Here is a 24,930-nt window from a genome sequence, read left to right as displayed (position 1 = left end):
GAGCGAGGCGCGGCAAAAGCCGGGACGTTCGTGAGCACAGCGAGACGGATTGTGCGCGACGCGTGGCCGTACCACCCGATTCCTCTGCCGAAACGTTATGAACACCGGAGCCGACCGTGTCAAAGGACACAGCCGGCTCCGCCGCCGCCACGGCAACTGCCGTGTGCCGGAACCGATTTGATCAGGTCACCGCAGCCGGGCCATCAGCGCGTGCTCGACCAGCGTGATCAGCGCGCTCTTGGCGTCCGCCCGGTGCCGGGCGTCGGTGGTGATGATCGGGGCGTCCGGGCCGATCTGCAGCGCCTCGCGCACCTCGTCCGGCGTGTAGGGCTGCTGGCCGTCGAAGCCGTTGAGGGCGATCACGAACGGCAGCCCGGAGTTCTCGAAGTAGTCGACGGCGGGGAAGCAGTCGGCGAGCCTGCGGGTGTCGACCAGCACGACCGCGCCGATGGCGCCGCGCACCAGGTCGTCCCACATGAACCAGAAGCGGTCCTGGCCCGGCGTACCGAAGAGGTACAGGATCAGGTCCTGGTCGAGCGTGATGCGGCCGAAGTCCATGGCGACCGTGGTGGTCGTCTTGTCCCCGGTGTGGGTCAGGTCGTCGATGCCCGCGCTGGCGGACGTCATGACGGCCTCGGTGCGCAGCGGATTGATCTCCGATACGGCACCGACGAACGTGGTCTTGCCGACGCCGAAGCCGCCGGCCACCACGATCTTGGCGGAGGTGGTCGCCCGACCCCCGTCAGAGCTTGCGAAGTCCACTGAGCACCCTTTCGAGCAGTGTCACGTCCGGCGCACCGCCGTTGTTCTCGTCGCCGCCCGGCTGGTGGATGGCGACGAGCCCGGCCTCGGCCAGGTCGGCGACGAGGATCCGGGCCACGCCGAGCGGCATCGACAGCAGCGCCGACACCTCCGCCACCGACTTCACCTCACGGCACAGGTGGCAGATGCGCTGGTGCTCCGGGAGCAGCCCCATGAGCGCTGCCGGGTCGGCCGTGGTGCTGATCAGCGCCTCGATGGCGAGCTGATAGCGCGGCCGCGTCCGGCCACCGGTCATCGCGTACGGACGTACCAGCGGCTGGTCGCCCTCGTCCTCGTACGGCTCCGCGTACGGATCATGAGAGGCGGTGGGCGGGGTCATGAATCCTCCGGGCGGGACAGCAAGTCGGTAGGTCGAGCCGTCGGACGGGGCCGGTGGGGGGATTGTGGCGGCCGGACGGTGATTTGGTGAGACGGATGGTGCCGGTGCCGATCAGTGGAGCAGACTGCCTTGGAGTTCGGCGCGCAGGTCGGGCGTGAGCACCGCGCCCGCGCGGTCGACCAGGAGCGCCATCTCGTAGCCGACGAGGCCGATGTCGCACTCCGGGTGGGCGAGGACGGCCAGTGACGAGCCGTCCGAGACGGACATCAGGAAGAGGAACCCGCGTTCCATCTCCACGACCGTCTGTGCCACGGTGCCGCCCTCGAAGATCCGGGACGCCCCGGCGGTGAGGGAGGTCAGCCCCGAGGCGACGGCCGCGAGCTGGTCGGCGCGGTCCCGCGGGAAGCCTTCGGACATCGCCAGAAGGAGTCCGTCGGCGGACACGACGACGGTGTGGGACACCCCCGGGGTGTTGTCCACGAAATTCGTGATCAACCAGTTGAGGTTCTGTGCCGCCTGGCTCATCGGGCTCAACTAACGCTCCTGCTGGTGAGTGGGCCGGGGGAAACTGCCGGTCTGGTTGGTACCGGCCTGTCGGCCCTGTGCGATTCCCCGACGAAGGTTGGTCAGCCGGCCGCGCACGTCATCGGGGGCGCGCGAGACCTGCGGACCGCTCTGGTGCGACTGCTGCTGAGCCGTGCCCGGCACCAGGTTGGCACGGGGCACCCGGCGCGGCAGGCCGGAGGTGGTGACACCGCCCGCGGCCGGCTGCCGGACGCGTTCCGCCTGCCGAACGAGGTCGTCGTTGGGCGAGCTGCGCCAGGACGCGGCGGTGGGACGCTGAGGTGCGGCGGGCTGTGGTGCCGCGGGGGTCTCCGGCCGCTCCGGGGCGGCGGCCGGGCCGTTGCCCCGCGCCCCCCGTTCGCCGCGGAACCAGTTGGTCTCCAGCGTGTCGTACAGCGGCGTCCGGCCGTCGCCGGGGCCCGAGGCGGGGGGAAGTGCCTCGGGTTCCGGACGGACGGGACGCTGCCGCCCGGCGCCGAAGCCGTCGCCGCCGTAGCCGCCGCCCGCCTGGGGGCGTTCGAACTGGCCGGTGGCGGCGGGGTCCTGCCGGTCCGGCGGGGTGTGCCGTCCGGTGGAGCCGTCGTCGTAGCCCTGGGGGGCGGGGAACCGACCGGTGGCGGCCGGGTCGCCCGGCGCGGCACCGGTGCCGAAGACGTCCGGGCGGACGAACTGCCCGCTGTCCTGGGCGCCGTCGCGGCCGGGCTGCCCGTAGGGGTCGCCGGGCCGCGCGAACGGGTCCTCGGCCTGGCGGTAGGAGGCGTCGAACCGCGCGCCCTCCTGGCCGCCCGGCGCGAACCGGTCGTCGTGCCGCTGGTCGCCGCGCGCGTACGGGTCCTCGCGCCGCTGGCCGTTCTGGGCGTACGGGTCCTCGTGCTGAGCGCGGCCGAACCGGTCGCCGCCCTCCGGCGCCGGGAACCGGCCCGGCAGCGGCGGCGCCTGCTCGGCACCGGGGGCCGGGGCGTCGAAGTCGGGGCGGGCGAACTCGGCGGTGGAGCCGGGGCCCTGCCGCTCGTCGTACCGGCCGACCACCGGGATCTGGGCCGTCGAGCCCGGACCCTGCCGGTCGTCGACGCGGGGTATCTGCGCGGTGTGCGGGGCGTCCGGCTCCTCGTGGCCGCGCGGGGCGTCCAGCGAGGCCCGCGCCGCCGGGAGCCGGTCGTCGCCGTCGCTCCAGCTCGGCACGCGGGGCGCCGGGTCGCCGCCGGGCAGCTCGGCCCGGGGGCCGCCGCGCGGCGGAAGCTGCGGCCGGCGGCCGCGGTCCTCACCGGCGCCGCCCTTGCCCTTGCGGCGCCCGCGCTGCGGGGGCGCCGGGGGACGGTCGCCGCCGAAGGCGTCCGGGCCCTGGCCGGGTGCGTTCAGACCGGCGGCCTGCAGGCCCTGAGGCGCGCCCGGCGCCTGCCCGGCACCGGCGTTCACCTGGTCGGGACGGCCCTGCTGGGGCTGCGGGGGCTGCTGCGGGGACGGTGCCGCCGGGCCCTGGGGGCCGCGCGGACCCACCGGTGCGCCCGGCCGGCCGCCGGCCTCCCGGCCGGGCAGCGCGGCCCGGGGGCCCTGGCCGGCGCCGAGGCGGCCAACGCCGGGGGCACCCGCGCCGAGCGCGCCGCCACCGGCCGGGCCGGCGCCGAGGCCGGGGCCGTTCTGGCCGCCGGAGGCCCGGCGGGCCGCCGCGGCACCGGCCGCGGCCTGCGCGGCGGCCGGACCGCCGGTGCCGCCGGGCTGACCGGGCCGGGCCTGCGGCTTGCGGCCGCCCTGGGCCACGTCGACGGGGAGCATGACCAGCGCGGTGGTGCCACCGGAGTCGGACGGCCGCAACTGGATGCGGATGCCGTGCCGCTGGGAGAGCCGGCCGACCACGAACAGGCCCATGCGGCGGGAGACGGAGACGTCCACGGTGGGCGGCGCGGCGAGCCGCTCGTTGATCGCCGCCAGGTCCTCCGGGGACAGGCCGATACCGGTGTCGTGGATCTCGATCAGCACCCGCCCGTCGGGCAGCGCGTGACCGGTGACCTTGACCTTGGTCTGCGGCGAGGAGAACGAGGTCGCGTTCTCCAGCAGCTCGGCGAGCAGGTGCACGAGGTCGTTGACGACCCGGCCGGCCACCTCGGTGGTCGGCACCGAGGACAGCTCGATGCGCTCGTACTGCTCCACCTCGGAGGCGGCGGCGCGCAGCACGTCGACCAGCGGCACCGGGCGGGTCCAGCGGCGGCCCGGCTCCTCGCCGGCCAGGACGAGGAGGTTCTCGCCGTTGCGGCGCATACGGGTCGCCAGGTGGTCCAGCTTGAACAGCGAGGACAACTGGTCCGGGTCGGCCTCGCGGGACTCCAGCTCGGAGATGAGCGAGAGCTGGCGCTGGATGAGGCCCTGGGAGCGGCGCGAGAGGTTGGTGAACATCGCGTTGACGTTGCCCCGCAGCAGGGCCTGCTCGGCGGCGAGCCGGACCGCCTCGCGGTGCACGTCGTCGAAGGCCGCGGCCACCTTGCCGATCTCGTCCCGGGAGTGCACGCCGACCGACTCCACGGAGGTGTCGACGTCCTGCGGGTCGGACTCGGAGAGCTGCTTGACCAGCTCGGGCAGGCGGTCGGAGGCGACCCGGGTGGCGGTCTCCTCCAGCCGGCGCAGCGAGCGGATCATGGACCGGGCGACGACGAAGGCGCCGACCAGGGAGACGCCGAGCACGATCAGGATCAGCGCACCGGAGAGGATGGCCTCCCGCTCCGACTCGCTGCGCAGCTCGCGCGCCTTCTGCTCCATCTCCTCCAGCAGCGTGTGCTCGATGTTGGCCATCTGCTGGATCTTGCTGGAGGAGTCGTCCAGCCAGTCCTGGTACGACCGCCGCTCCATGCCCTTGATGGCGTCCTCGCTGGCGAGGACGCGGCCGGCGTACTTGTCGGCGGCCTCGATCGTCGGGTTGCCGGACTCGACCGGGGCGAGCAGGTCCTCGCTGCCGTCGCCGTAGATGCTCTTGAAGCTGGCGAGGTCGGCGTCCTGGCTCTCCGCCGCGGCGCCCGCGTACAGCCGGTCGTTCTCGGAGAGGTCGCCGGCCGTGGTGGTGCCGGCGGGCAGCGCCGCCGCGATCACCGCGCGCTGGACGGAGGCGTACTCCTTGGCGGAGGAGAAGGCCGACAGCGCGCGGGTGCGCTGGATCATCTCCGGGTTGCTGGTCGCCTCGGCCATGTCCTGGGAGAGGCCCAGCAGGCTGGTGATCAGGCGGTGGTACGCCTCGACCGTCTGGGTGGAGTTGCCCTCGGACTTGTAGGCGGAGGTGCGGATCGCGCTGAGCCGGTTGAGCTGGCTGGCGAGGCCGACGACGGTGTCCCGGACACCCTGGAGGTTGCCGTCCTTGCTCGCCGCGTCGACCTCCTCGGAGCTGTCGAGGAAGTTCTTCAGGGCCCGGTCGGTCTTCTCCCGGTCGCCCTTGATCGCGGTGGCGGCGGAGGTCGAGCCGTGCGCCAGGGGACCGGCGGACTGGTCGCGCTCCTCCTGGAGCGCGGCGGCCAGCTCGGTGGCCTCCTTGGTCATCTCCGTCAGCAGCTTCATGTTGTCGAGCTGCTGGATGTTGTCCATCGACTCGTTGATGCGCAGCGCGCCCAGCGAGGTCGCCGCGACCACCGGGAGGGCCAGCAGCGACACCAGGCGGGTGGAGATCCGCCAGTTGCGCAGCGCGATGCGCGGGCCGGGGCCGGGGGTGGTCTCGGTCTTCGGCGGCTTCACCGCCGGGGCCGGGCCGGGGGGCGTGGCCGGGCCGGGGCGTCCGGGGCGCTCGCCGTCGCCGCCGTTCGGGGCCTGGCCCGGGTTCTGGGCGTGCTGGGGCGAGGAGCCGGCGGCCATCGGGCCAGTCCCGCCGTGCGGCTCCGGCTCGGCCGAAGCGCTGCCATCCCTCTTGAAACGTCCCTGCACTAGCGTCGCAACCTCTGGACCAGGCGCCCGTCCGCGTGAGCGGCCGGGCACGGTGTCGGCGTCATAGGGGCGCCCTGAATTACGCCCCTGTGGTGGTCGTGAGTGACCGGCGCTGGTTCCCCCTTCTCGCCGCCACTCGGCGCGTGTCCGCGCCCCCTGTGCGCCGGCTCGATCCTCTGCGGCGGTCCGTGGAATTCCAGCACAGTGCCGGATCTCCAACAAGGGCCGCGGGCAGGCCCGTGACAGACGTGACAGCTTGTGAGGAACGGGTCACCGGACGTAGAAAGTGATCACCCGCAAAACGGGCGCAAGGCCGCGTTTCATCGATCGGCGGTCGGTGTCCCAGTCGCCATGATCAGGAGCGGAATGGTGGCTTCGGGGGGACAATGTCCGTTTCACGGCGCCGTGCCTCCGGTCGGAATTGACCGGTTTGCCCCTTGTCGAGTGAGCAAACTCACACCGGGATCACGCGTTCCGGCCGCCTCCGGTGGGGAATCGCGTGTTTAGCCTGATGCTTTACAGAGTAGGCAAATCCGACAACCCGCGCCCCCGCGGGGCCCCTTGAGGCCCGCTCCGGCGCCCGGACACGACAAGGTCGCGTACAACCGTGAAGACGACGATGATGTTCCACAAGATCGCCAACCCGCAGCGCACCACGCTGGCGCACCTGAAGGACGCCGACGAACTGCGGACCGCGGAGCGGCCGGAGCACCCCGTCGAGCTCCCCGCCACGACCGCCAACCCGCGGCGCACGATCCTCATGGAGATCCCCGCCGCCCCGGCCCCCGCGGAGCACTGAGCCGCGCGGCGCCCGATCCGCCGGGCCGGCCCCGCCGCGTTAGCCTGGAGCGTCAGCATTCCGTCGCTTCAGTCAAGGGGCCAAGCAACCCGTGCGCATCGCCAGGTTCTCCATCGACGGGAACGTCGCCTTCGGCGCGGTCGAGGGCGACCAGCCGGACCAGCTCGTCCTCGACATCATCAAGGGCATCCCGTTCGCGGACTTCGAGCTCTCCGGCACCAAGGTGCCCCTGAGCAAGGTACGGCTGCTGCCGCCGGTGCTCCCCAACAAGGTCGTCGCCTTCGGCCGCAACTACGCCGAGCACGCCCGGGAGCTGGGCAACGAGGTGCCGGACGCCCCGTTCGCCTTCTTCAAGCCGTCCACCTCGGTCGTCGGCCCCGGCGACGACATCCAGTACCCGGCCTTCACCCAGGAACTGCACCACGAGGCCGAGCTGGCCGTGGTCATCGGCCGGATGTGCCGTGACGTGCCGCGCGACCGCGTCAAGGACGTGATCCTCGGCTACACCTGCGCCAACGACATCACCGCCCGCGACGTCCAGAAGCGCGAGAAGCAGTGGGCGCGGGCCAAGGGCTTCGACACCTCCTGCCCGCTCGGCCCCTGGGTGGAGACGGACCTCGACCTCGCCGCCGCCGGCGACCTGACGATCCAGCTCACCGTCAACGGACAGCAGCGCCAGCTCGGCCGCACCAGCGAGATGATCCACTCGATCGAGGACCTGATCGTCAACATCTCCGAGGCCATGACGCTGCTCCCCGGCGACGTGATCCTCACCGGCACCCCGGCAGGGGTCGGCCCCCTGAACGTCGGCGACGAGGTCGCCGTCACCATCGAAGGCATCGGCACTCTCACCAACAAGGTTGTCAAGCGTGGCTAGCGCAGCGTCCCCCGTACGCGTCCGTTTCTGTCCCTCGCCCACCGGTAACCCCCACGTGGGCCTGGTCCGCACCGCCCTGTTCAACTGGGCCTTCGCGCGCCACCACCAGGGCAGCGGTGCTCAATTCGTATTCCGCATCGAGGACACCGACGCGGCCCGCGACTCCGAGGAGTCCTACCGCCAGCTCCTGGAGTCGATGCGCTGGCTGGGCTTCGACTGGGACGAGGGCCCCGAGGTCGGCGGCCCGCACGCGCCGTACCGCCAGTCGCAGCGCATGGACATCTACCGGGACGTGGCGGCCCGGCTGCTCGACGCCGGCCACGCCTACCACTGCTACTGCTCCCAGGAGGAGCTGGACGCCCGCCGCGAGGCCGCCCGCGCGGCCGGCCGGCCCTCCGGGTACGACGGCCACTGCCGCGACCTGTCCGAGGCGCAGGTCGAGGAGTTCAGGGCGCAGGGCCGCACGCCCATCGTCCGCTTCCGGATGCCCGACGAGGCGATCACCTTCACCGACCTGGTCCGCGGCGAGCTGACCTTCACCCCGGAGAACGTCCCGGACTACGGCATCGTCCGCGCCAACGGCGCCCCGCTGTACACCCTGGTCAACCCGGTCGACGACGCCCTGATGGAGATCACCCACGTCCTGCGCGGCGAGGACCTGCTCTCCTCCACCCCCCGCCAGATCGCCCTCTACCGGGCGCTGATCGAGCTGGGCGTCGCCCAGGAGATCCCCGCCTTCGGCCACCTGCCGTACGTGATGGGCGAGGGCAACAAGAAGCTCTCCAAGCGCGACCCCCAGTCGAGCCTCAACCTCTACCGGGAGCGCGGCTTCCTCCCCGAGGGCCTGCTCAACTACCTCTCCCTGCTCGGCTGGTCGCTCTCCGCCGACCAGGACATCTTCACCGTCGAGGAGATGGTCGCCGCCTTCGACGTCAAGGACGTCAACCCCAACCCGGCGCGCTTCGACCTCAAGAAGTGCGAGGCGATCAACGGCGACCACATCCGCATGCTGGACGTGAAGGACTTCGCCGAGCGCTGCCGCCCCTGGCTGACCGCGCCCGTCGCGCCCTGGGCGCCGGAGGACTTCGACGAGGCCAAGTGGCAGGCGATCGCCCCGCACGCGCAGACCCGTCTGAAGGTGCTCTCCGAGATCACCGACAACGTCGACTTCCTGTTCCTGCCGGAGCCGGTCTTCGACGAGGCGTCCTGGACCAAGGCGATGAAGGAGGGCTCCGACGCCCTGCTGCGCACCGCCCGCGAGAAGCTGGACGCGGCCGACTGGACCTCCCCCGAGGCGCTGAAGGAGGCCGTCCTGGCGGCCGGCGAGGCGCACGGCCTCAAGCTCGGCAAGGCCCAGGCCCCCGTCCGCGTCGCCGTCACCGGCCGCACCGTCGGCCTGCCCCTGTTCGAGTCCCTGGAGATCCTCGGCAAGGACAAGGCCCTCGCCCGGATCGACGCGGCGCTGGCCAGGCTGGCGGCGTAGGGCACGCACGCGTGACGTGAGGGGCGGCACACCCGGCGGGACGGGGTGCCGCCCCTTCGCCGTTCCCCCGGACACGCCCCGGGTCCGGGAGTTACCGTCGGATCATGAGCATTCGCGCCGTGGTCTGGGACGTGGACGACACCCTCTTCGACTACACCACCGCGGACCGCGAGGGCATGCGCGCCCACTTGGCCGCCGAGGGCCTGCTGGCCGCCCTCGGGCCCGCGGAGGAGGCGCTGCGGCGCTGGCGCGAGGTGACCGACCTCCAGTGGGCCCGGTTCGCGGCCGGCGAGGTCGACTTCGTCACACAGCGCCGCGACCGCATCCGCGTCTTCCTGGACCGCCCCGGCCTCACCGACGCCGAGGCCGACGACTGGTTCACCCGCTACCTCGCCCACTACGAGGCCGCCTGGGCCCTCTTCCCGGACGTGCTGCCCGTGCTGGACGCCCTCGCCACCAGCCACCGGCACGCCGTGCTCTCCAACTCCAGCCTCACCGTCCAGGACCGCAAGCTGCGCGTGCTCGGCGTCCACGACCGCTTCGAGGCCATCCTGTGCGCCGCCGAGCTGGGCGTCTCCAAGCCCGACCCCGGCGCCTTCCTCGCCGCCTGCGAGGCGCTCGCCCTCGCCCCGCACCAGGTGGCGTACGTCGGCGACCACCCGGAGATCGACGGGCGCGGCGCCGCCGAGGCCGGGCTGCTGTCGGTCTGGATCGACCGCGGCGGCCCCTACGCGACGGTCGACCCGCCCGCCGGACCGCGCCGGATCGCCTCCCTGGCCGAACTGCCCGCGCTGCTCGGCTCCGATACCCGTTTTGGAGCCCCGTCCACCTTCGGGTAATGTTCTTCCTGCGCCGCCGGGGAGCGGGCCGAAAGGGCCGCGAACCGAAAGCGCGAAATGAGAACAAGATCCCCAGCACGGGGCTTGCGTTCCATTGGCCTATGGTGTAATTGGCAGCACGACTGATTCTGGTTCAGTTAGTCTTGGTTCGAGTCCAGGTAGGCCAGCTCGCAGATGTTCTGATCGAGCACAGTGGTATCGAGCACAGTTGTTCCGATCAACCACAGCATCTGCAAAGCCCCCGTTGTGTAGCGGCCTAGCACGCTGCCCTCTCAAGGCAGTAGCGCCGGTTCGAATCCGGTCGGGGGTACGGAGATCACTCCGCGGAGAGATCTCGCTAGGGCCCCCGTTGTGTAGCGGCCTAGCACGCCGCCCTCTCAAGGCGGTAGCGCCGGTTCGAATCCGGTCGGGGGTACTGACTGGTCTAAACCACATTGGTCTATGGTGTAATTGGCAGCACGACTGATTCTGGTTCAGTTAGTCTTGGTTCGAGTCCAGGTAGACCAGCTCGGACCTGCGGCGATGCGGTACTGAACGCCTGCAGAGTCCACGCCCCCGTTGTGTAGCGGCCTAGCACGCCGCCCTCTCAAGGCGGTAGCGCCGGTTCGAATCCGGTCGGGGGTACATCAGGAAGGGCCTTCCCTCGGGAGGGCCCTTCCGCGTTTCCGCCGCTCACTTGCCGCCGAACCGCCGGCGGGACTCCTCCGCCTCGGCCAGCCGCCGCAGGCTCAGCAGCACCGGCTCGTACAGCACGGTCAGCGCCACCGCCGCCGCCACCTGCTCCTCCGGCGTCCCGTACCGCTCCACCAGGTCCAGATCGGTCCGCGCCAGTTGCTCCATCGCCCGCCCGTACGGCTCCAGGTCCTCCGTCGAGCAGGGGTAGCCGAGCCGGGAGAGCGTCGCGATCGCCGTCACCAGCATCCCGTACGCCGGTGCCACCGGCTCCCCCGACGCCGGGCCGTGGCCCCAGCCCAGTTGCTCCAGGAGGGCGTCGGCGGTGCGCCGGCCCACCTCGGTCGCCGGGTCGTCCTCGTCCGGCGCCGGTCCGTGCGGCAGCGACCACACCGCCCTGCCCAGCCGCTCGTTGCGGTCGAGATCCTCGTCCGCCAGGGCGGCGAGCACCTCCCGGGCCGAGGCCACCGGCACCCCGCCCACCTGGATCAGCGCGCGCACCAGCCGCAGCCGCCGCAGATGGTCCCCGTCGTACTCGGACTGCGTGGCCGTCACGCGCCGGCCGGGCGGCAGCAGCCCCTCGCGCAGGTAGTACTTGATCGTCGCCGTGGAGACACCGCTGCGCGCGCTCAGCTCCGCCAGTCGCATCCGGTCCGCACCCTCTTTCCGCTTGCGCCCCTCGTTGGAGAGTGTCACTATCCAAGCATGGATAGTGGAGCTATCCAATCAAGGTCACGAGGACTGGGGGCAGTGATGGGTGACAAGCCGATCGAGGGGCGGACGACCGCGGCGCGCGAGGGCGAGGTGGTCGTCTTCCTGATCGGGATGCGGATCAACAAGCTGACGGCGGTGCGCAGTTGGCTGCCGGTGGCCAGGGCGATGGGCCCGATGCTGGCCGAGCTGTCCCGGGACCCGGACAGCGGGCTGCTCGGCCACCGCATCCTGCTGGGCTCCCCGCGGGTGGTGTACCTCGTGCAGTACTGGGACTCGGCGGAGAAGCTGCGCGCCTACGCGTCGGCGCCGGACAAGCGGCACCGGCCGGCCTGGACCGCCTTCAACCGCAGGCTGCGCGAGGGGAAGGGAAAGGTCGGCTTCTGGCACGAGACCTACGTCGTGCCTGCGGGGTCGTACGAGACGATCTACGTGAACATGCCCGAGTTCGGTCTCGGGCGGGCCACCGGGGTCGTACCGGTGGGCCGGCGCGGCGACCGGATGGCCGACCGGCTGCGGGTCTCCTGAGGGGCGCGCCGGTGCGGGCGGGGGCGGGCCGGCCGCGGCGTCGGAGCCGGTCCGCCCCCGTACGGAGAAGGGGGGTCTCAGCCGGTGCGGCGCAGGGCCTCGGAGAGGCGGGCGGCGGCGTCGATGACCGCCTGGGCGTGCATCCGCCCCGGGTGCCGGGTCAGCCGCTCGATGGGGCCGGAGACCGAGACGGCCGCCACCACGCGGTTGGACGGGCCGCGCACCGGCGCGGACACCGACGCCACCCCGGGTTCGCGCTCGCCGATGGACTGGGCCCAGCCCCGGCGCCGTACGCCGGACAGGGCGGTGGCGGTGAAGCGGGCGCCCTGCAGGCCCCGGTGGAGGCGCTCGGGCTCCTCCCAGGCCATCAGGATCTGCGCCGAGGAACCGGCCTTCATGGTCAGCGTGGAGCCGACCGGGACGGTGTCCCGAAGGCCGGACAGGCGTTCCGCCGCGGCGACGCAGATGCGCATGTCGCCCTGGCGGCGGTAGAGCTGCGCGCTCTCGCCCGTGACGTCCCGCAGATGCGTGAGCACCGGGCCCGCGGTGGCCAGCAGCCGGTCCTCGCCGGCCGCCGCGGCCAGCTCGGCCAGGCGCGGGCCGAGAATGAAACGGCCCTGCATGTCGCGTGCCACCATGCGGTGGTGTTCCAGGGCCACGGCCAGGCGGTGGGCCGTGGGTCGTGCCAGTCCGGTCGCGCCGACCAGACCCGCGAGGGTGGCCGGACCGGACTCCAGGGCGCTCAGCACGAGTGCCGCCTTGTCGAGAACGCCGACGCCGCTACTGTTGTCCATGAAACGATACTTGCGTCTCACTCTGTGAAACGCAAGTTCAATTTTCCGTGGAACGCGCCACTCTGGATGGCACGAAGTCACAGCGGCCCGGGACACCAGGGCCTGGCGGCGGATGCCCGGATACAGGGGTGCGGGCGACGCCTGTTCAAGATCTCTAGTTGGGCCGGCGCTGGCGCCGGCCGGAGGGAAAGCGATGGGTAGGACACTCGCGGAGAAGGTCTGGGACGACCATGTCGTCCGGCGCGCCGAGGGCGAGCCCGACCTCCTCTACATCGATCTGCACCTGCTGCACGAGGTGACCAGCCCCCAGGCGTTCGACGGCCTGCGCAAGAGCGGCCGGCAGGTGCGGCGGCTCGACCTGACCATCGCCACCGAGGACCACAACACCCCGACCCTGGACATCGACAAGCCCATCGCCGACCCGGTCTCCCGGGCCCAGCTCGAGACGCTGCGCAAGAACTGCGCCGAGTTCGGCGTCCGGCTGCACCCGCTCGGCGACGTCGAGCAGGGCGTCGTGCACGTCGTCGGCCCCCAGCTCGGACTGACCCAGCCCGGCACCACCGTGGTCTGCGGCGACTCGCACACCTCCACGCACGGCGCCTTCGGCGCGCTGGCGTTCGGCATCGGCACCTCCCAGGTGGAGCACGTGCTGGCCACCCAGACGCTGCCGATGGTCCGCCCGAAGACCATGGCGATCACGGTCGACGGCGAGCTGCCCGACGGCGTGACCGCCAAGGACCTGATCCTGGCGATCATCGCGCGGATCGGCACCGGCGGCGGCCAGGGCTACGTCCTGGAGTACCGCGGCGAGGCCATCGAGAAGCTCTCGATGGAGGCCCGGATGACCATCTGCAACATGTCCATCGAGGCCGGTGCCCGCGCGGGCATGATCGCCCCCGACGAGACCACCTTCGCCTACCTCAAGGGCCGTCCGCACGCCCCCGAGGGCGCCGACTGGGACGCGGCGGTGGAGTACTGGAAGACGCTGCGCACCGACGACGACGCCGAGTTCGACGCCGAGGTCGTCATCGACGCCGCCGAGCTGTCGCCGTTCGTCACCTGGGGCACCAACCCGGGCCAGGGCGCCCCGCTTTCGGCGACCGTCCCCGACCCGGCCTCGTACGAGGACGCCTCGGAGCGCTTCGCCGCCGAAAAGGCGCTGGAGTACATGGGGTTGGCGGCCGGCCAGCCGCTGCGCTCCATCAAGGTGGACACCGTCTTCGTAGGTTCGTGCACCAACGGCCGCATCGAGGACCTGCGCGCCGCGGCGGAGGTGCTCAAGGGCCGCAAAGTCGCCGACGGGGTACGGATGCTCGTGGTCCCCGGCTCCGCGCGGGTGGGTCTGCAGGCCGTCTCCGAGGGGCTGGACGTGGTCTTCAAGGAGGCCGGGGCCGAATGGCGGCACGCGGGCTGCTCGATGTGCCTGGGCATGAACCCCGACCAGCTCGCCCCCGGTGAGCGCTCCGCCTCCACCTCCAACCGCAACTTCGAGGGCCGGCAGGGCAAGGGCGGGCGGACCCACCTGGTGTCGCCGCAGGTCGCCGCCGCCACGGCGGTCACCGGGCACCTGGCCTCCCCGGCCGACCTGTCCGCCGACGTCCCCACGCCCGCTGGAGTCTGATCAGCCATGGAAGCATTCACCACGCACACCGGCCGGGCCGTCCCGCTGCGCCGCAGCAACGTCGACACCGACCAGATCATCCCCGCCCACTGGCTCAAGAAGGTGACCCGGGACGGCTTCGAGGACGGGCTGTTCGAGTCCTGGCGCAAGGACCCGTCCTTCGTCCTCAACCAGCCCGAGCGCGCGGGCGCCACCGTCCTGGTGGCCGGCCCCGACTTCGGCACCGGCTCCTCCCGCGAGCACGCCGTCTGGGCGCTGCAGAACTACGGCTTCAAGGCCGTCGTCTCCTCCCGCTTCGCCGACATCTTCCGCGGCAACTCGCTGAAGAACGGCCTGCTCACCGTGGTCCTCGACCAGCAGATCGTGGACGCCCTGTGGGAGCTGACCGAGCAGGACCCGACGGCCGAGGTGACCGTCGACCTGGAAGCCCGCGAGGTGCGCGCCGAGGGCATCACCGCCTCCTTCGAGCTGGACGAGAACGCCCGCTGGCGGCTGCTGAACGGCCTGGACGACATCTCCCTCACGCTCCGCGACGAGCAGGACATCTCCGCGTACGAGGCGAAGCGGCCGTCGTTCAAGCCGCGCACCCTCCCGGTCTGACCCCCGGCGCCGCCGGACCACGGTCGAGTTTCGGCCACCTCGCACACCCTCCGTACCCCCGATCGCGTCGATCGGGGGTACGGCTGTGTCCGGGCCCGGACAGCGCCCGCCGAACGGGCAACACCCCACGTTAGAGCGGTGATTGACGGGGTAAGCGTGTCCCGGGGAGAGGGCCCGGGGGCGGGCCCGAGGGGCCGCCGGAGGCCGCAGTTGCCCCCTGCGCAGGCGACAACTCGCCCCAGATGGCACAATCTGTGCATGGAACACGACGGCCAACTCCAGCTCTATACGGCGGTCGCGGTCCGGCTCAAGGAAGCGCACGCAAGGGTGCGCGCACTGCAAGTCCCGGAGGGCGTACGGATGGCGCTGACCCGGAAGCTGCTGGTCATTACGGCCGCGGCCAAGCACGATCCCGCCGGTGCGGCACGGCGTCTGGAGCGGTTCACCGCGGACCTCGACGAGGGACGGATCCCCGACGAGGAACGCTGAACGGGCCGGGACCGCCGAGTCCGTTGCGGCACAAGGGTGATTAGCCCGTTTCGTGTTTGATTTGCGGTATATATCTGCCTAACGTGCGAAAAAGCTTGAACATTCTCGTTCTGGCAATGTCTCCGAAGGGGAAGACGTGAACAAGGCGCAGCTCGTAGAAGCGATTGCCGACAAGATGGGCGGACGGCAGCAGGCCGCCGACGCCGTCGACGCGGTCCTGGACGCCATCGTCCGCGCGGTGGTCGCGGGGGACCGGGTCTCGGTGACCGGCTTCGGTTCCTTCGAGAAGGTCGACCGTCCGGCCCGCTACGCCCGCAACCCCCAGACGGGCGAGCGGGTTCGGGTCAAGAAGACCTCCGTGCCGCGCTTCCGTGCCGGTCAGGGCTTCAAGGACCTGGTGAGCGGCTCGAAGAAGCTCCCGAAGAACGACATCGCGGTGAAGAAGGCGCCCAAGGGCAGCCTGTCCGGCCCGCCGCCCACCATCGCCAAGTCCGCGGGCAAGAAGGCCGCCGCCAAGAAGACCACCACCGCGGCGGCGAAGAAGACCACCGGAGCGGCGAAGAAGACCACGGGCGCGGCGGCGAAGAAGACCACCGGAGCGGCCAAGAAGACCACCGGAGCCGCGAAGACGACGACCGCCAAGAAGGCCCCGGCGAAGAAGTCGACGAGCACCGCCGCGGCGAAGAAGACCACGGCCGCCGCGAAGAAGGCCCCGGCGAAGAAGGCCACGGCCACCAAGGCGCCCGCCAAGAAGTCGACCGCGCGCAAGACCACCGCCAAGAAGACCACCGCCCGCAAGAAGTAAGCGGCGGCAGGGCACCAGGGCACTCACGCGCCGGGCCGGACTCCCTCTCGGAGTCCGGCCCGCGGCCGGTCCGGGCCCCTTACATCGTCACCAGCGTGACCAGCGTGATCCGCCGGCCCCCGCCCGTGCCCTCGGTCTCGATCCGCACCCGCTGCCCGGGCCGCAGCAGCCGCAGGCCCCCCGCGTCGAACGCCGCCGCGTCGAACGGCACCGGGGTCCCGTCGTCCAGCAGCACCTGCCCGCTGCGGCTGTCGGGGTCGTACGTGTACGCGGTCGCCTGCATGGCGGCAGCCTACTGCCCGGCGATGAGCAGCCTCGCGGCGGTCGCGGCCGTCCGGGCCCCCACCCCCAGCGCCAGCGCCGCCCGCAGATCGTCCCCGGTGTCGACGTCCTGCCGTACGGAATCCACCCCGGCCGGCCGGAGTTCCACCGCACCGGACGCGCGGTGCCGATTCCGGGAATCCGGGCCGAAAGCGGGACGCAGTTCCCGGCCCGGCGCCGCGGTCAGCAATGTGGTGCCGATCGCGGCGGCGTCCGGGAGAAAAGCACGCGGGAATTGCGCCGCCCTCTCCAGGACCCGCGCCAATTCCGCCGGGCGCAGTGCCGGGAGATCGGCGTTCAGGGCGGCCACCGCGCTTTCGGCCCGGGCGGCGCGTACGGCCGCCACCGCGTGCGCCAGGGCCGCGTTCAGTCCCGCGCCCGGCTCGTCGGGCACGACGGCCGCGCCGAGCGCCGCCAGCTCCCGACCCGCCCGGAGATCATCCGTGACGACTGCCACATCGGCCACCGCCGGGCAGGCCAGCGCGGCGGCGACGGTGTCCAGCGCGAAGGCGAGCGCGAGGTCCGGCCGGACCGCGTCGTCCGCGGTGTCCGCCAGCCTGCTCTTGGCCCGGGCCAAGGACTTCACGGGCACGACCAAGCTCCACTGCACAGGCGATCCGTCCCTCTCTTGTCGCGCTCATTGTCACCCGGCGGCGCCGGGGCCGCCGGTGGCGGGGCGTACGGTGTCCTCGACAGACCGGCGGCCTGGGGCGACACTTGTGCGGCCCCCCTGGCCGCGTCCAGGATCTAGAGGAAGGTGTCCGCGTGCCCCGCCGCAGAATCGGCTTCTGGTACCGCTTGGCCGCGGTGATCTGCAAACCGCCGCTGGTGCTACTCCTCAAGCGGGACTGGCGGGGAATGGAGAACATTCCGGCCGACGGCGGATTCATCACCGTCGTGAATCACAATTCCTACATCGACCCCCTCGGCTACGCGCATTACCAGTACAACACCGGGCGGGTGCCGCGATTCCTGGCGAAGAGCGGGCTTTTCCGCAAGGGCTTCGTCGGCGCCGCGATGCGCGGCACCGGGCAGATCCCCGTCTACCGGGAGAGCACCGACGCGCTCAGCGCCTTCCGGGCCGCGATCGACGCCGTGCAGCGCGGCGAGTGCGTCGCCTTCTACCCCGAGGGCACCCTCACCCGGGACCCCGACGGCTGGCCCATGACCGGCAAGACCGGCGCGGCCCGCGTCGCCCTGCAGACCAGGTGCCCGGTGGTCCCGGTCGCCCAGTGGGGCTGCAACGAAGTGCTGCCGCCGTACGCCAAGAAGCCGCACCTCTTCCCCCGCAAGACCCACCGGGTGCTCGCGGGCCCGCCGGTCGACCTCTCCCGGTTCTACGGCAAGGAGATGACCGCGGACGTGCTGCGCGAGGCCACCGAGGTCATCATGGCCGCCATCACCCGCCAGTTGGAGGAGATCCGCGGCGAGAAGGCCCCCGCGACGCCGTACGACCCGCAGCGCGAGCGCCGGGAGCAGCGCCGCCGGACCCGGGCGCAGCGCGCCCGGGCGGAAGGGCAGGGCACGTGAGCAAGCCGGTCAAGGCGGCCGTCTTCGGCACCGGATCGTGGGGCACCGCCTTCGGCATGGTCCTCGCCGACGCGGGCTGCGAGGTCACCCTGTGGGCCCGGCGCCCCGCCCTCGCCGACGCCGTCAACTCCACCCGCACCAACCCCGACTACCTGCCGGGCGTCGAACTGCCGGAGAACCTGCGGGCCACCTCCGACGCCGCCGAGGCCGCCCGGGACGCCGACTTCACCGTCCTGGCGATCCCCTCGCAGACGCTGCGCGCCAACCTCGCCGAATGGCGGCCGCTGCTGGCGCCGGACACCGTCCTGGTCTCCCTGATGAAGGGCGTCGAACTCGGCTCCGCGATGCGGATGAGCGAGGTCGTCGAGGACGTCGCCAAGGTCGGCGCCGACCGGATCGCCGTGGTCACCGGCCCCAACCTGGCCCGCGAGATCGCCGCCCGGATGCCGGCCGCCGCCGTCGTGGCCTGCACCGACGAGGCCGTCGCCCAGCGCCTGCAGGCCGTCTGCCACACCCCGTACTTCCGCCCGTACACCAACACCGACGTCGTCGGCTGCGAACTGGGCGGCGCGGTGAAGAACGTCATCGGGCTGGCCGTCGGCATCGCGGACGGCATGGGCCTGGGCGACAACGCCAAGGGCTCCCTGATCACCCGGGGCCTGGCCGAGACCACCCGGCTCGGGGCCGCGCTCGGCGCCGACCCGCTGACCTTCTCCGGCCTCGCGGGCCTGGGCGACCTGGTGGCCACCTGCTCCTCGCCGCTCTCCCGCAACCACACCTTCGGCACCAACCTCGGCAAGGGCATGACCCTGCAGGAGACCATCGCGGTCACCAAGCAGACCGCCGAGGGCGTCAAGTCCTGCGAGTCGGTGCTGGATCTGGCCCGCCGGTACGGCGTCGACATGCCGATCACCGAGACGGTGGTGGCGATCGTGCACGAGGGCAAGTCCCCGGTGACGGCCGTCAAGGAGCTGATGTCGCGCAGCGCGAAGCCCGAGCGACGCTGAGCCACGCGGGGCCGACGGCGCTGACTCCCCGCCCTACCACCGGGTACCCTCAACGCGATATGAGCACCGAGAACCTCCCCCAGAGCCCCGAGCAGTTGCCCCGCAGACCGCGCGTGGCCGTCGTGTTCGGCGGGCGCAGCTCCGAACACGGGATCTCCGTGGTCACCGCCGGCGCCGTCCTCGCCGCCATCGACCGGACCAAGTACGACGTCCTGCCGATCGGCATCACGACCGAGGGCCGGTGGTTCCTGACCGCCGACGAGCCCGCCCGGATGGCGATCACCGACCGGCGCACGCCCAGCGTGGAGCAGCTCGCCGAGTCCACCGAGGGCGGCGTGGTGCTCCCGGTCGACCCCGCCAACCGCGAAGTCGTCTACAGCGAGCCGGGTTCGGTGCCCAAGGCGCTCGGCGAGGTCGACGTGGTCTTCCCGGTGCTGCACGGCCCGTACGGCGAGGACGGCACCCTCCAGGGGCTGCTCGAACTGTCCGGGGTGCCGTACGTGGGCTCGGGGGTGCTGGCCTCGGCGGTCGGCCAGGACAAGGAGTACATGAAGCGGGTGTTCACCTCCTTCGGGCTCAAGGTGGGCCCGTACGTGGTGATCCGGCCGCGCGAGTGGGAGCGGGACGCCTCCGCCGCCCGCAAGAAGATCGTCGACTTCGCCGGCGAGCACGGCTGGCCGCTGTTCGTGAAGCCCGCGCGGGCGGGCTCCTCGATCGGCATCACCAAGGTGGACGGCCTCGCCGGGCTCGACGAGGCGATCGCCGAGGCACGGCGGCACGACCCGAAGATCCTGGTCGAGGCGGCGCTCACCGGCCGCGAGATCGAGTGCGGGGTGCTGGAGTTCGAGGACGGCCCCCGGGCCTCCGTACCCGCCGAGATCCCGCCGCCCAGCGAGCACGCGTACTACGACTTCGAGGCCAAGTACATCGACTCCACGCCCGGTCTGGTGCCCGCGCCGCTGACCGAGGAGGAGACCGCCGAGGTGCGGCGGCTCGCGGTCGAGGCGTTCGAGGCGGCCTCCTGCGAGGGGCTGGTCCGCGCGGACTTCTTCCTCACCGAGGACGGCGAGTTCGTCATCAACGAGATCAACACGATGCCCGGCTTCACGCCCATCTCGATGTACCCGCAGATGTGGCAGGCGACCGGGGTCGGCTACCCCGAGCTGGTGGACCGCCTGGTGCAGGCGGCGCTGCGCAGGCCGACCGGGCTGCGCTGACGGACGGTGTCCGGGGCGGGGTCAGAGGGCGATTCCTTCGGGGATCGCCTTCTTCACGGCCGGGGCGAGGTCGATCAGCACGCTGGAGCTGTCCCGCCCCTCCGGCACGGTGACCTCGACGTACGCCTCCCGGTTGGCGCAGGTGAACCGGTAGCCGCCGCCGTCCTCCTTCTCCATCAGCCAGTCCACGCCGTTCACCCCGCCGGCCACGGCGTCCCGGTCACCGCCCTCGGCGACCTTCGGGTCGGTCATCTTCGGCGGCCGGGCGACCCCGCATCGCAGTATGATCAGCGGGTTTCCCCAGCCCGCCGTCAGCGCGGAGCCGGGCTCGGGATCCTCCCGGCCGAGGCCGTCCACCGTGGCCGGCAGTACCTTGTCCAGGTTCCGGCACAGTTCGGCGGCCTTCGCGTCCGGGCTGGGAACCGCCACCGACGGGCTGTCGTCGCTCGATGAGCAGCCCGTGGCCGCGATCAGCAGGACGAGCACGGGCAGGCCGAGGAGCCGGTGACGGAAGGAGTTCACCGGCACAGGGTAGACGGGGGCTACAGATGGACGATCGGGCAGGTCAGAGTACGGGTGATGCCGTCCACCTGCTGGACCCTCGCGACCACCATGCGGCCCAGCTCGTCGACGGTGTCGGACTGCGCCCGCACGATCACGTCATAGGGTCCGGTCACGTCCTCGGCCTGGAGCACCCCAGGGAGCTTGCTGATCGTCTCGGCGACGGTCGACGCCTTGCCGACCTCCGTCTGGATCAGGATGTACGCCTGTACCACGGAACCTCCAGGGCGGCCACGAGGATCATGTGGGGAAAAGGAACGCCACGGTATCGCGTAGCCGCTCGCCGCGGGGAGACCCGCGGCGGCCGGGGCTCGCGTGCCGGGGTACGGAAGCCGCACGGGTCGACGGTCACCGCGACCGTGACCAGGACAGCGACGACGCGCGACCGGGTACCGGCCGGGACGGAAGGGGAGTAGCGCCAATGAAGGGCACTGTCGGTGAGCTGGGGGAGTTCGGGCTCATCAGGGAGCTCACCTCCCGTCTCACCGCGACCCCCGCGGTCCGGGTCGGCCCCGGCGACGACGCCGCGGTGGTCGCCGCGCCCGACCGGCGGGTGGTCGCCAGCACCGACATCCTCGTCGAGGGCCGGCACTTCCGCCGCGACTGGTCCACCGCCTACGACGTGGGCCGCAAGGCCGCCGCCCAGAACCTCGCCGACATCGCCGCCATGGGCGCGGTGCCGACCGCGCTGCTGCTCGGCCTGGTGGTCCCCGCCGAACTGCCGGTGACCTGGCCGACCGAGCTGATGGACGGGCTGCGCGACGAGTGCCAGGTCGCGGGCGCCGCCGTGGTCGGCGGCGATGTGGTGCGCGGGGACACCATCACCGTGTCGATCACCGCGCTCGGCGATCTGCGCAACCAGGAGCCGGTGACCCGGGGCGGCGCCCAGCCCGGCGACCTGGTCGCGGTGACCGGCTGGCTGGGCTGGTCCGCCGCCGGGTTCGCCGTGCTCTCCCGGGGGTTCCGCTCGCCGCGCGCCTTCGTGGAGGCCCACCGGCGCCCGGAGCCGCCGTACCACGCGGGGCCGGCCGCGGCCGGGCTCGGCGCGACCGCGATGTGCGACGTCAGCGACGGGCTGATCGCCGACCTCGGGCACATCGCCGAGGCGAGCAAGGTCCGCATCGACATCCGCTCGGGCCTGATCGACATCCCGTCCCAGATGAACGACATCGGCCAGGCCGTCGGCGTCGACCCGATGCAGTGGGTGCTGACCGGCGGCGAGGACCACGCGATCGTGGCCACCTTCCCCCCGGACGTGAAGCTGCCCGCCCGCTGGAAGGTGATCGGCGAGGTCCTGCACCCCTCGGCGCTGCCCCAGGTCACCGTCGACGGGGCGCCCTGGACCAGCAAGGGCGGCTGGGACCACTTCGGAGGGGAGATCGAATCATGAGCACGCCACCCAGGGTGCTGACGGTCGCCGGGTCCGACTCCGGCGGCGGCGCGGGCATCCAGGCCGACCTGAAGACCATGCTCGCGCTCGGCACCCACGGCATGAGTGTGATCACCGCGGTGACCGCGCAGAACTCCCTGGGCGTGCAGGGCGCCTGGGAGCTGCCGGCGGAGGCGGTCCGGGCGCAGTACCGCAGCGTCGTCGACGACATCGGCGTCCAGGCGGTCAAGACCGGGATGCTCGCCACGGCGGAACTGGTCGAGACGGTCGCCGGGCTGCTCGCGGAGACGGACGCGCCCGCGGTGGTCGACCCGGTGGGCGTCTCCAAGCACGGGGACGCGCTGCTCGCCGCCTCCGCGCTGGACTCCGTACGCACCAAGCTGCTGCCCCTCGCCACGGTCGCCACCCCGAACCTGGACGAGGTGACGCAGCTCACCGGGGTCCGGGTCGAGTCCGAGGCCGGGATGCGCCGGGCCGCCTTGGCGCTGCTGGAGTACGGGCCCCGCTGGGCGCTGATCAAGGGCGGCCATCTGCCCGGGGAGCCCGTCGACCTGCTCACGGACGGCACCGAGGAGCACTGGCTGCGGGCGCCCCGCCACGACAACCGGCACACCCACGGCACGGGCTGCACCCTCGCCTCCGCGATCGCCGCGCACCTGGCGCACGGCCGGCCGGTGGTGGCGGCGGTGACGGCGGCCAAGGAGTACGTCACCGGGGCGATCGCCGCCGGGTTCCCGCTGGGCGGCGGGATCGGCCCGGTGGATCACGCCTGGGCGTTGGGCCGCTGACCTGGGGGTACGGCAAAAAGCCGGTCCACCCCGAGGTGGACCGGCTCGATGCAGCGAACCAGCAGTGGCCGCGCGCTGTTGCTGAGCGTCAGCGCGAGACCTTGCCGGCCTTGATGCACGAGGTGCAAGCGTTCACGCGCTTCGGCGTCCCGCCGACCACGGTACGCACACGCTGGATGTTCGGGTTCCAGCGGCGGGACGTACGGCGGTGCGAGTGCGAGATGTTGTTGCCGAAGCCCGGCCCCTTGCCGCAGACGTCGCAGTTGGCAGCCACGGGTCACTCCAAAGACTTCAGATGCACTTACGGTGGATCCCGGCATGCCGGGATCAAGATCTCGTCGCTCTTGCGGAGCGGCCGCGATCTGAGTGGCGGTGCCAGGGGAATTGGCCCGATCGGATCGGGCAACCGGAGCAGCATACAACGGCTGCTCCCGTACAACGAAACTACCATGGCGGCTCCGGGGCTCGCCCCCGGCCTCTTCCGGCGCCCGGCGCCGGCGGGGTCTACGCTGCCTGCCACGTTCCCCAGCTCAAGGAGGCGCAGGTGGCGCAGGTGCCGCAGAGGTGTGTCGACGCGTCGGCGGTGCGCACCTGGTGCGGTCTGGCCCTGCGGGCGCTGGGCCGCGCCCGCGAGGAGATCGACGCGATCAACGTCTATCCGGTCCCCGACGGGGACACCGGGACGAACCTGTACCTGACCGTCGAGTCCGCGGCGGCGGCGGTGGAGGCGGTGTTCTCGGCGTACGAGGTGGGGGAGGGGGGCGGTGGTGCTTCGGCGGGTCCCTCGCTCGCGGAGGCGGCGCGGGCGATGGCGCACGGGGCGCTGATCGGGGCCCGGGGCAACTCCGGGACGATCCTGGCGCAACTGCTGCGGGGTATGGCGCAGGTCCTTGCCGCCGAGGGCCGGGGCGAGGGGCAGGGCGAGGGCCAGGGTCAGGGCCGGGGCGGCGACGGTGACGGTGACGGTGACGGTGACGGGCGGGGCGGTGCCGGAGGCGCGCTGCTCGGGCTGGCGCTGCGCCGGGCGGCCGACTCCGCCCGGCAGGCCGTGGCCCACCCGGTCGAAGGCACCGTGCTGTCCGTCGCCTCGGCCGCGGCCGACGCCGCCCAGGGCGCCGGGGGCGACTGCGCGGCGGTGGCCCGGGCCGCCTACGAGGGCGCCCGCACGGCCCTCGCCGCGACGCCCGCACAGCTTCCGGCGCTGCGACACGCCGGGGTGGTCGACGCCGGGGGGCACGGCCTGGTCACGGTGCTGGGGGCGCTGGTGGAGACGCTGACGGGCGGGGGAGGCGCCCAGGCCCCGGCGAGCGCCGGACGCGTGCCGCACGCGCGCGTGGAGCCCGCCGTACCAGGGGACTGCCCGCCCGGCGACGGCGGGCCCGCCTTCGAGGTGATCTACCTGCTGGAGGCCGAGGACGCCGCCGTGACGCGTCTCAGGGCCCGGCTGGACGCCCTCGGGGACTCCCTCGTCGTGGTCGGCGGCGACGGGCTGTGGCACGTTCATGTGCACGTCGACGACGCCGGCGCCGCCGTGGAGGCGGGCGTCGAGGCCGGCCGGCCGTACCGCATCCGGATCACCCACTTCGGCCTCGGTGACGTGCACACCGGCGCCGGGCAGCCGCCCCCCGAGCGGGCCGAACGGGCCGTCGTGGCCGTCGTGCCCGGCGAGGGCCTGGCCGGGCTCTACACGGCGGCCGGCGCGACCGCCGTGCTCGCGCGCCCCGGGGAGCCGCCCGCCAGCGGTGAGCTGGCCGAGGCGGTCCGCCGCGCCCACGCGCGCGAGGTGGTGTTGCTGCCGAACGACGCCGAGCTGCGCCACACCGCCGCCGCGGCCGCCGAACAGGCCCGCGCCTCCGGCGTCCGGGTCGCCCTGATCCCCACCCGCTCCGCGGTCCAGGGCATCGCGGCGCTCGCCGTCCACGAACCCGGCCGGCGCTTCGACGAGGACGTGGTGGCGATGACCTCGGCGGCCGGCGCCACCCGGTACGCCGAGGTCACGGTCGCCGAACGGGAGGCGTGGACCTCGGCGGGCGTCTGCCAGGCCGGGGACGTCCTGGGCCTGGTCGACGGCGACGTGGCGGTGATCGGCTCCGAGGTGACCGGCACCGCCGTGACCGTCCTGGACCGGATGCTCGCGGCCGGCGGCGAGCTGGTCACCCTCGTCCTCGGCGACGACGCCCCCGAGGACGTCGCCGACCGCCTGGAGACCCGGGTACGGGAGGCGTACCTGGCCGTCGACACGGTGGTGTACCGGGGCGGCCGGCAGGGCTCCGTGCTGCTCATCGGCGTGGAGTAA

General features: G+C 72.5%; 26 protein-coding genes and 5 tRNA genes. 20 read left to right on the top strand and 11 right to left on the bottom strand.

What is annotated here, in order from left to right; genetic code table 11:
• Positions 1 to 186: 186 nt before the first annotated feature.
• From IE316_RS26320 to IE316_RS26305, 4 genes are all read right to left on the bottom strand, one after another.
• Positions 187 to 762 (bottom strand): GTP-binding protein, encoded by a 576-nt coding sequence (locus IE316_RS26320; RefSeq protein WP_190206959.1) that lies wholly within the window; start codon positions 760 to 762, stop codon positions 187 to 189.
• Entirely contained in the window at positions 743 to 1,141 is a 399-nt protein-coding gene (locus tag IE316_RS26315) for a DUF742 domain-containing protein (protein WP_003997626.1), read from the bottom strand. Before IE316_RS26315 ends, IE316_RS26320 begins: the two co-directional genes overlap by 20 nt.
• Positions 1,142 to 1,252: 111 nt before the next feature.
• On the bottom strand, positions 1,253 to 1,666 hold the full coding sequence (locus IE316_RS26310; protein ID WP_023546525.1) for a roadblock/LC7 domain-containing protein: 414 nt from the start codon (positions 1,664 to 1,666) through the stop codon (positions 1,253 to 1,255).
• Between the two features lie 9 nt (positions 1,667 to 1,675).
• Entirely contained in the window at positions 1,676 to 5,602 is a 3,927-nt protein-coding gene (locus IE316_RS26305) for a sensor histidine kinase (RefSeq protein WP_190206958.1), read from the bottom strand.
• Between the two features lie 607 nt (positions 5,603 to 6,209).
• On the opposite strand from IE316_RS26305, the gene IE316_RS26300 reads away from it, so the two are divergent.
• The 9 genes from IE316_RS26300 to IE316_RS26260 all read left to right on the top strand — a co-directional run bounded on the left by IE316_RS26300 (position 6,210) and on the right by IE316_RS26260 (position 10,224).
• Complete coding sequence (locus tag IE316_RS26300; protein ID WP_190206957.1) at positions 6,210 to 6,401, top strand: hypothetical protein; 192 nt, start codon at positions 6,210 to 6,212, stop codon at positions 6,399 to 6,401.
• A 91-nt stretch (positions 6,402 to 6,492) separates the two neighbouring features.
• Positions 6,493 to 7,278 carry a fumarylacetoacetate hydrolase family protein gene (locus IE316_RS26295; protein ID WP_190206956.1) on the top strand — a complete coding sequence of 262 codons (786 nt, stop codon included), beginning with the start codon at positions 6,493 to 6,495 and terminating at the stop codon, positions 7,276 to 7,278.
• Positions 7,271 to 8,761: a glutamate--tRNA ligase gene (gltX, locus tag IE316_RS26290; RefSeq protein ID WP_190206955.1), complete on the top strand. Its 1,491-nt coding sequence runs from the start codon at positions 7,271 to 7,273 to the stop codon at positions 8,759 to 8,761. Before IE316_RS26295 ends, gltX begins: the two co-directional genes overlap by 8 nt.
• A gap of 104 nt (positions 8,762 to 8,865) precedes the next feature.
• Positions 8,866 to 9,600, top strand: a complete 735-nt coding sequence (locus IE316_RS26285; protein WP_190206954.1) for an HAD family hydrolase — start codon at positions 8,866 to 8,868, stop codon at positions 9,598 to 9,600.
• Positions 9,601 to 9,695: 95 nt separating this feature from the next.
• A tRNA-Gln gene (locus tag IE316_RS26280) sits at positions 9,696 to 9,767 on the top strand.
• Positions 9,768 to 9,837: 70 nt separating this feature from the next.
• Positions 9,838 to 9,910 (top strand) — tRNA-Glu (locus tag IE316_RS26275).
• 32 nt (positions 9,911 to 9,942) lie between these two features.
• Positions 9,943 to 10,015: transfer RNA gene (locus IE316_RS26270), tRNA-Glu, on the top strand.
• 20 nt (positions 10,016 to 10,035) lie between these two features.
• A tRNA-Gln gene (locus IE316_RS26265) sits at positions 10,036 to 10,107 on the top strand.
• 44 nt (positions 10,108 to 10,151) lie between these two features.
• A tRNA-Glu gene (locus tag IE316_RS26260) sits at positions 10,152 to 10,224 on the top strand.
• Between the two features lie 48 nt (positions 10,225 to 10,272).
• Here IE316_RS26260 and IE316_RS26255 read toward each other — a convergent pair.
• Complete coding sequence (locus tag IE316_RS26255; RefSeq protein ID WP_190207052.1) at positions 10,273 to 10,920, bottom strand: MerR family transcriptional regulator; 648 nt, start codon at positions 10,918 to 10,920, stop codon at positions 10,273 to 10,275.
• 105 nt (positions 10,921 to 11,025) lie between these two features.
• Between IE316_RS26255 and IE316_RS26250 the strand changes: the two genes are divergently transcribed.
• A complete protein-coding gene (locus tag IE316_RS26250) occupies positions 11,026 to 11,511 on the top strand; it encodes a DUF4188 domain-containing protein (RefSeq protein WP_190206953.1) in 486 nt (161 codons plus the stop codon).
• A 77-nt stretch (positions 11,512 to 11,588) separates the two neighbouring features.
• Here IE316_RS26250 and ndgR read toward each other — a convergent pair whose 3' ends face one another.
• Positions 11,589 to 12,305 (bottom strand): IclR family transcriptional regulator NdgR, encoded by a 717-nt coding sequence (gene ndgR, locus IE316_RS26245; protein ID WP_030577649.1) that lies wholly within the window; start codon positions 12,303 to 12,305, stop codon positions 11,589 to 11,591.
• 193 nt (positions 12,306 to 12,498) lie between these two features.
• Between ndgR and leuC the strand changes: the two genes are divergently transcribed.
• The 4 genes from leuC (at position 12,499) to IE316_RS26225 (ending at position 15,820) form a co-directional block, all read left to right on the top strand.
• Entirely contained in the window at positions 12,499 to 13,926 is a 1,428-nt protein-coding gene (gene leuC / locus IE316_RS26240) for a 3-isopropylmalate dehydratase large subunit (protein ID WP_190206952.1), read from the top strand.
• Positions 13,927 to 13,932: 6 nt separating this feature from the next.
• Positions 13,933 to 14,526, top strand: a complete 594-nt coding sequence (gene leuD, locus IE316_RS26235) for a 3-isopropylmalate dehydratase small subunit (RefSeq protein WP_190206951.1) — start codon at positions 13,933 to 13,935, stop codon at positions 14,524 to 14,526.
• 258 nt (positions 14,527 to 14,784) lie between these two features.
• The gene (locus IE316_RS26230) at positions 14,785 to 15,015 is read left to right on the top strand and encodes an SCO5555 family protein (protein ID WP_190206950.1); all 231 of its coding nucleotides are present in this window, start codon (positions 14,785 to 14,787) and stop codon (positions 15,013 to 15,015) included.
• A gap of 136 nt (positions 15,016 to 15,151) precedes the next feature.
• Entirely contained in the window at positions 15,152 to 15,820 is a 669-nt protein-coding gene (locus IE316_RS26225) for an HU family DNA-binding protein (RefSeq protein WP_190206949.1), read from the top strand.
• A gap of 79 nt (positions 15,821 to 15,899) precedes the next feature.
• Here the strand turns inward: IE316_RS26225 and IE316_RS26220 are convergent, their stop codons facing one another.
• Positions 15,900 to 16,103, bottom strand: coding sequence for a hypothetical protein (locus IE316_RS26220; protein WP_190206948.1), 204 nt, complete (start codon positions 16,101 to 16,103; stop codon positions 15,900 to 15,902).
• 9 nt (positions 16,104 to 16,112) lie between these two features.
• Positions 16,113 to 16,751: a 2-phospho-L-lactate guanylyltransferase gene (cofC, locus tag IE316_RS26215; protein WP_190206947.1), complete on the bottom strand. Its 639-nt coding sequence runs from the start codon at positions 16,749 to 16,751 to the stop codon at positions 16,113 to 16,115.
• A gap of 155 nt (positions 16,752 to 16,906) precedes the next feature.
• Between cofC and IE316_RS26210 the strand changes: the two genes are divergently transcribed.
• Genes IE316_RS26210 through IE316_RS26200 form a run of 3 tightly spaced genes read left to right on the top strand, consistent with a single transcriptional unit; the run spans position 16,907 to position 19,895 of the window.
• Entirely contained in the window at positions 16,907 to 17,671 is a 765-nt protein-coding gene (locus IE316_RS26210; protein WP_190206946.1) for a lysophospholipid acyltransferase family protein, read from the top strand.
• The gene (locus IE316_RS26205; RefSeq protein WP_190206945.1) at positions 17,668 to 18,678 is read left to right on the top strand and encodes an NAD(P)H-dependent glycerol-3-phosphate dehydrogenase; all 1,011 of its coding nucleotides are present in this window, start codon (positions 17,668 to 17,670) and stop codon (positions 18,676 to 18,678) included. The genes IE316_RS26210 and IE316_RS26205 overlap by 4 nt, the downstream gene beginning before the upstream one ends.
• 59 nt (positions 18,679 to 18,737) lie before the next feature.
• Complete coding sequence (locus tag IE316_RS26200; protein ID WP_190206944.1) at positions 18,738 to 19,895, top strand: D-alanine--D-alanine ligase family protein; 1,158 nt, start codon at positions 18,738 to 18,740, stop codon at positions 19,893 to 19,895.
• 21 nt (positions 19,896 to 19,916) lie between these two features.
• Here the strand turns inward: IE316_RS26200 and IE316_RS26195 are convergent, their stop codons facing one another.
• A complete protein-coding gene (locus tag IE316_RS26195; RefSeq protein ID WP_190206943.1) occupies positions 19,917 to 20,417 on the bottom strand; it encodes a DUF3515 domain-containing protein in 501 nt (166 codons plus the stop codon).
• Between the two features lie 20 nt (positions 20,418 to 20,437).
• On the bottom strand, positions 20,438 to 20,671 hold the full coding sequence (locus IE316_RS26190) for an Lrp/AsnC ligand binding domain-containing protein (RefSeq protein ID WP_190206942.1): 234 nt from the start codon (positions 20,669 to 20,671) through the stop codon (positions 20,438 to 20,440).
• Positions 20,672 to 20,877: 206 nt separating this feature from the next.
• Here IE316_RS26190 and IE316_RS26185 point away from each other — a divergent pair, with 206 nt between their 5' ends.
• Both IE316_RS26185 and thiD read left to right on the top strand, forming a co-directional pair.
• Positions 20,878 to 21,846 carry a thiamine-phosphate kinase gene (locus tag IE316_RS26185; protein WP_190206941.1) on the top strand — a complete coding sequence of 323 codons (969 nt, stop codon included), beginning with the start codon at positions 20,878 to 20,880 and terminating at the stop codon, positions 21,844 to 21,846.
• Complete coding sequence (gene thiD, locus IE316_RS26180; protein ID WP_190206940.1) at positions 21,843 to 22,634, top strand: bifunctional hydroxymethylpyrimidine kinase/phosphomethylpyrimidine kinase; 792 nt, start codon at positions 21,843 to 21,845, stop codon at positions 22,632 to 22,634. Before IE316_RS26185 ends, thiD begins: the two co-directional genes overlap by 4 nt.
• Before the next feature lie 88 nt (positions 22,635 to 22,722).
• Here thiD and rpmB read toward each other — a convergent pair whose 3' ends face one another.
• Positions 22,723 to 22,908, bottom strand: a complete 186-nt coding sequence (gene rpmB / locus IE316_RS26175) for a 50S ribosomal protein L28 (protein ID WP_003993230.1) — start codon at positions 22,906 to 22,908, stop codon at positions 22,723 to 22,725.
• 270 nt (positions 22,909 to 23,178) lie between these two features.
• On the opposite strand from rpmB, the gene fakA reads away from it, so the two are divergent.
• Complete coding sequence (gene fakA / locus IE316_RS26170; RefSeq protein ID WP_190206939.1) at positions 23,179 to 24,930, top strand: DAK2 domain-containing protein; 1,752 nt, start codon at positions 23,179 to 23,181, stop codon at positions 24,928 to 24,930.

Source organism: Streptomyces fumanus, from assembly GCF_014655295.1.
GTDB lineage: Bacteria > Actinomycetota > Actinomycetes > Streptomycetales > Streptomycetaceae > Streptomyces > Streptomyces fumanus.
This window is presented reverse-complemented; position numbering and strand designations above follow the sequence as displayed.

Bases quoted from the DNA above. Each gene is read 5' to 3' on its own strand.
- IE316_RS26315 (WP_003997626.1), bottom strand. From the start codon at position 1,141: ATGACCCCGCCCACCGCCTCTCATGATCCGTACGCGGAGCCGTACGAG.
- IE316_RS26310 (WP_023546525.1), bottom strand. From the start codon at position 1,666: ATGAGCCAGGCGGCACAGAACCTCAACTGGTTGATCACGAATTTCGTG.
- IE316_RS26285 (WP_190206954.1), top strand. From the start codon at position 8,866: ATGAGCATTCGCGCCGTGGTCTGGGACGTGGACGACACCCTCTTCGAC.
- IE316_RS26255 (WP_190207052.1), bottom strand. From the start codon at position 10,920: ATGCGACTGGCGGAGCTGAGCGCGCGCAGCGGTGTCTCCACGGCGACG.
- IE316_RS26250 (WP_190206953.1), top strand. From the start codon at position 11,026: ATGGGTGACAAGCCGATCGAGGGGCGGACGACCGCGGCGCGCGAGGGC.
- ndgR (WP_030577649.1), bottom strand. From the start codon at position 12,305: ATGGACAACAGTAGCGGCGTCGGCGTTCTCGACAAGGCGGCACTCGTG.
- leuC (WP_190206952.1), top strand. From the start codon at position 12,499: ATGGGTAGGACACTCGCGGAGAAGGTCTGGGACGACCATGTCGTCCGG.
- leuD (WP_190206951.1), top strand. From the start codon at position 13,933: ATGGAAGCATTCACCACGCACACCGGCCGGGCCGTCCCGCTGCGCCGC.
- IE316_RS26230 (WP_190206950.1), top strand. From the start codon at position 14,785: ATGGAACACGACGGCCAACTCCAGCTCTATACGGCGGTCGCGGTCCGG.
- IE316_RS26220 (WP_190206948.1), bottom strand. From the start codon at position 16,103: ATGCAGGCGACCGCGTACACGTACGACCCCGACAGCCGCAGCGGGCAG.
- IE316_RS26200 (WP_190206944.1), top strand. From the start codon at position 18,738: ATGAGCACCGAGAACCTCCCCCAGAGCCCCGAGCAGTTGCCCCGCAGA.
- IE316_RS26185 (WP_190206941.1), top strand. From the start codon at position 20,878: ATGAAGGGCACTGTCGGTGAGCTGGGGGAGTTCGGGCTCATCAGGGAG.
- thiD (WP_190206940.1), top strand. From the start codon at position 21,843: ATGAGCACGCCACCCAGGGTGCTGACGGTCGCCGGGTCCGACTCCGGC.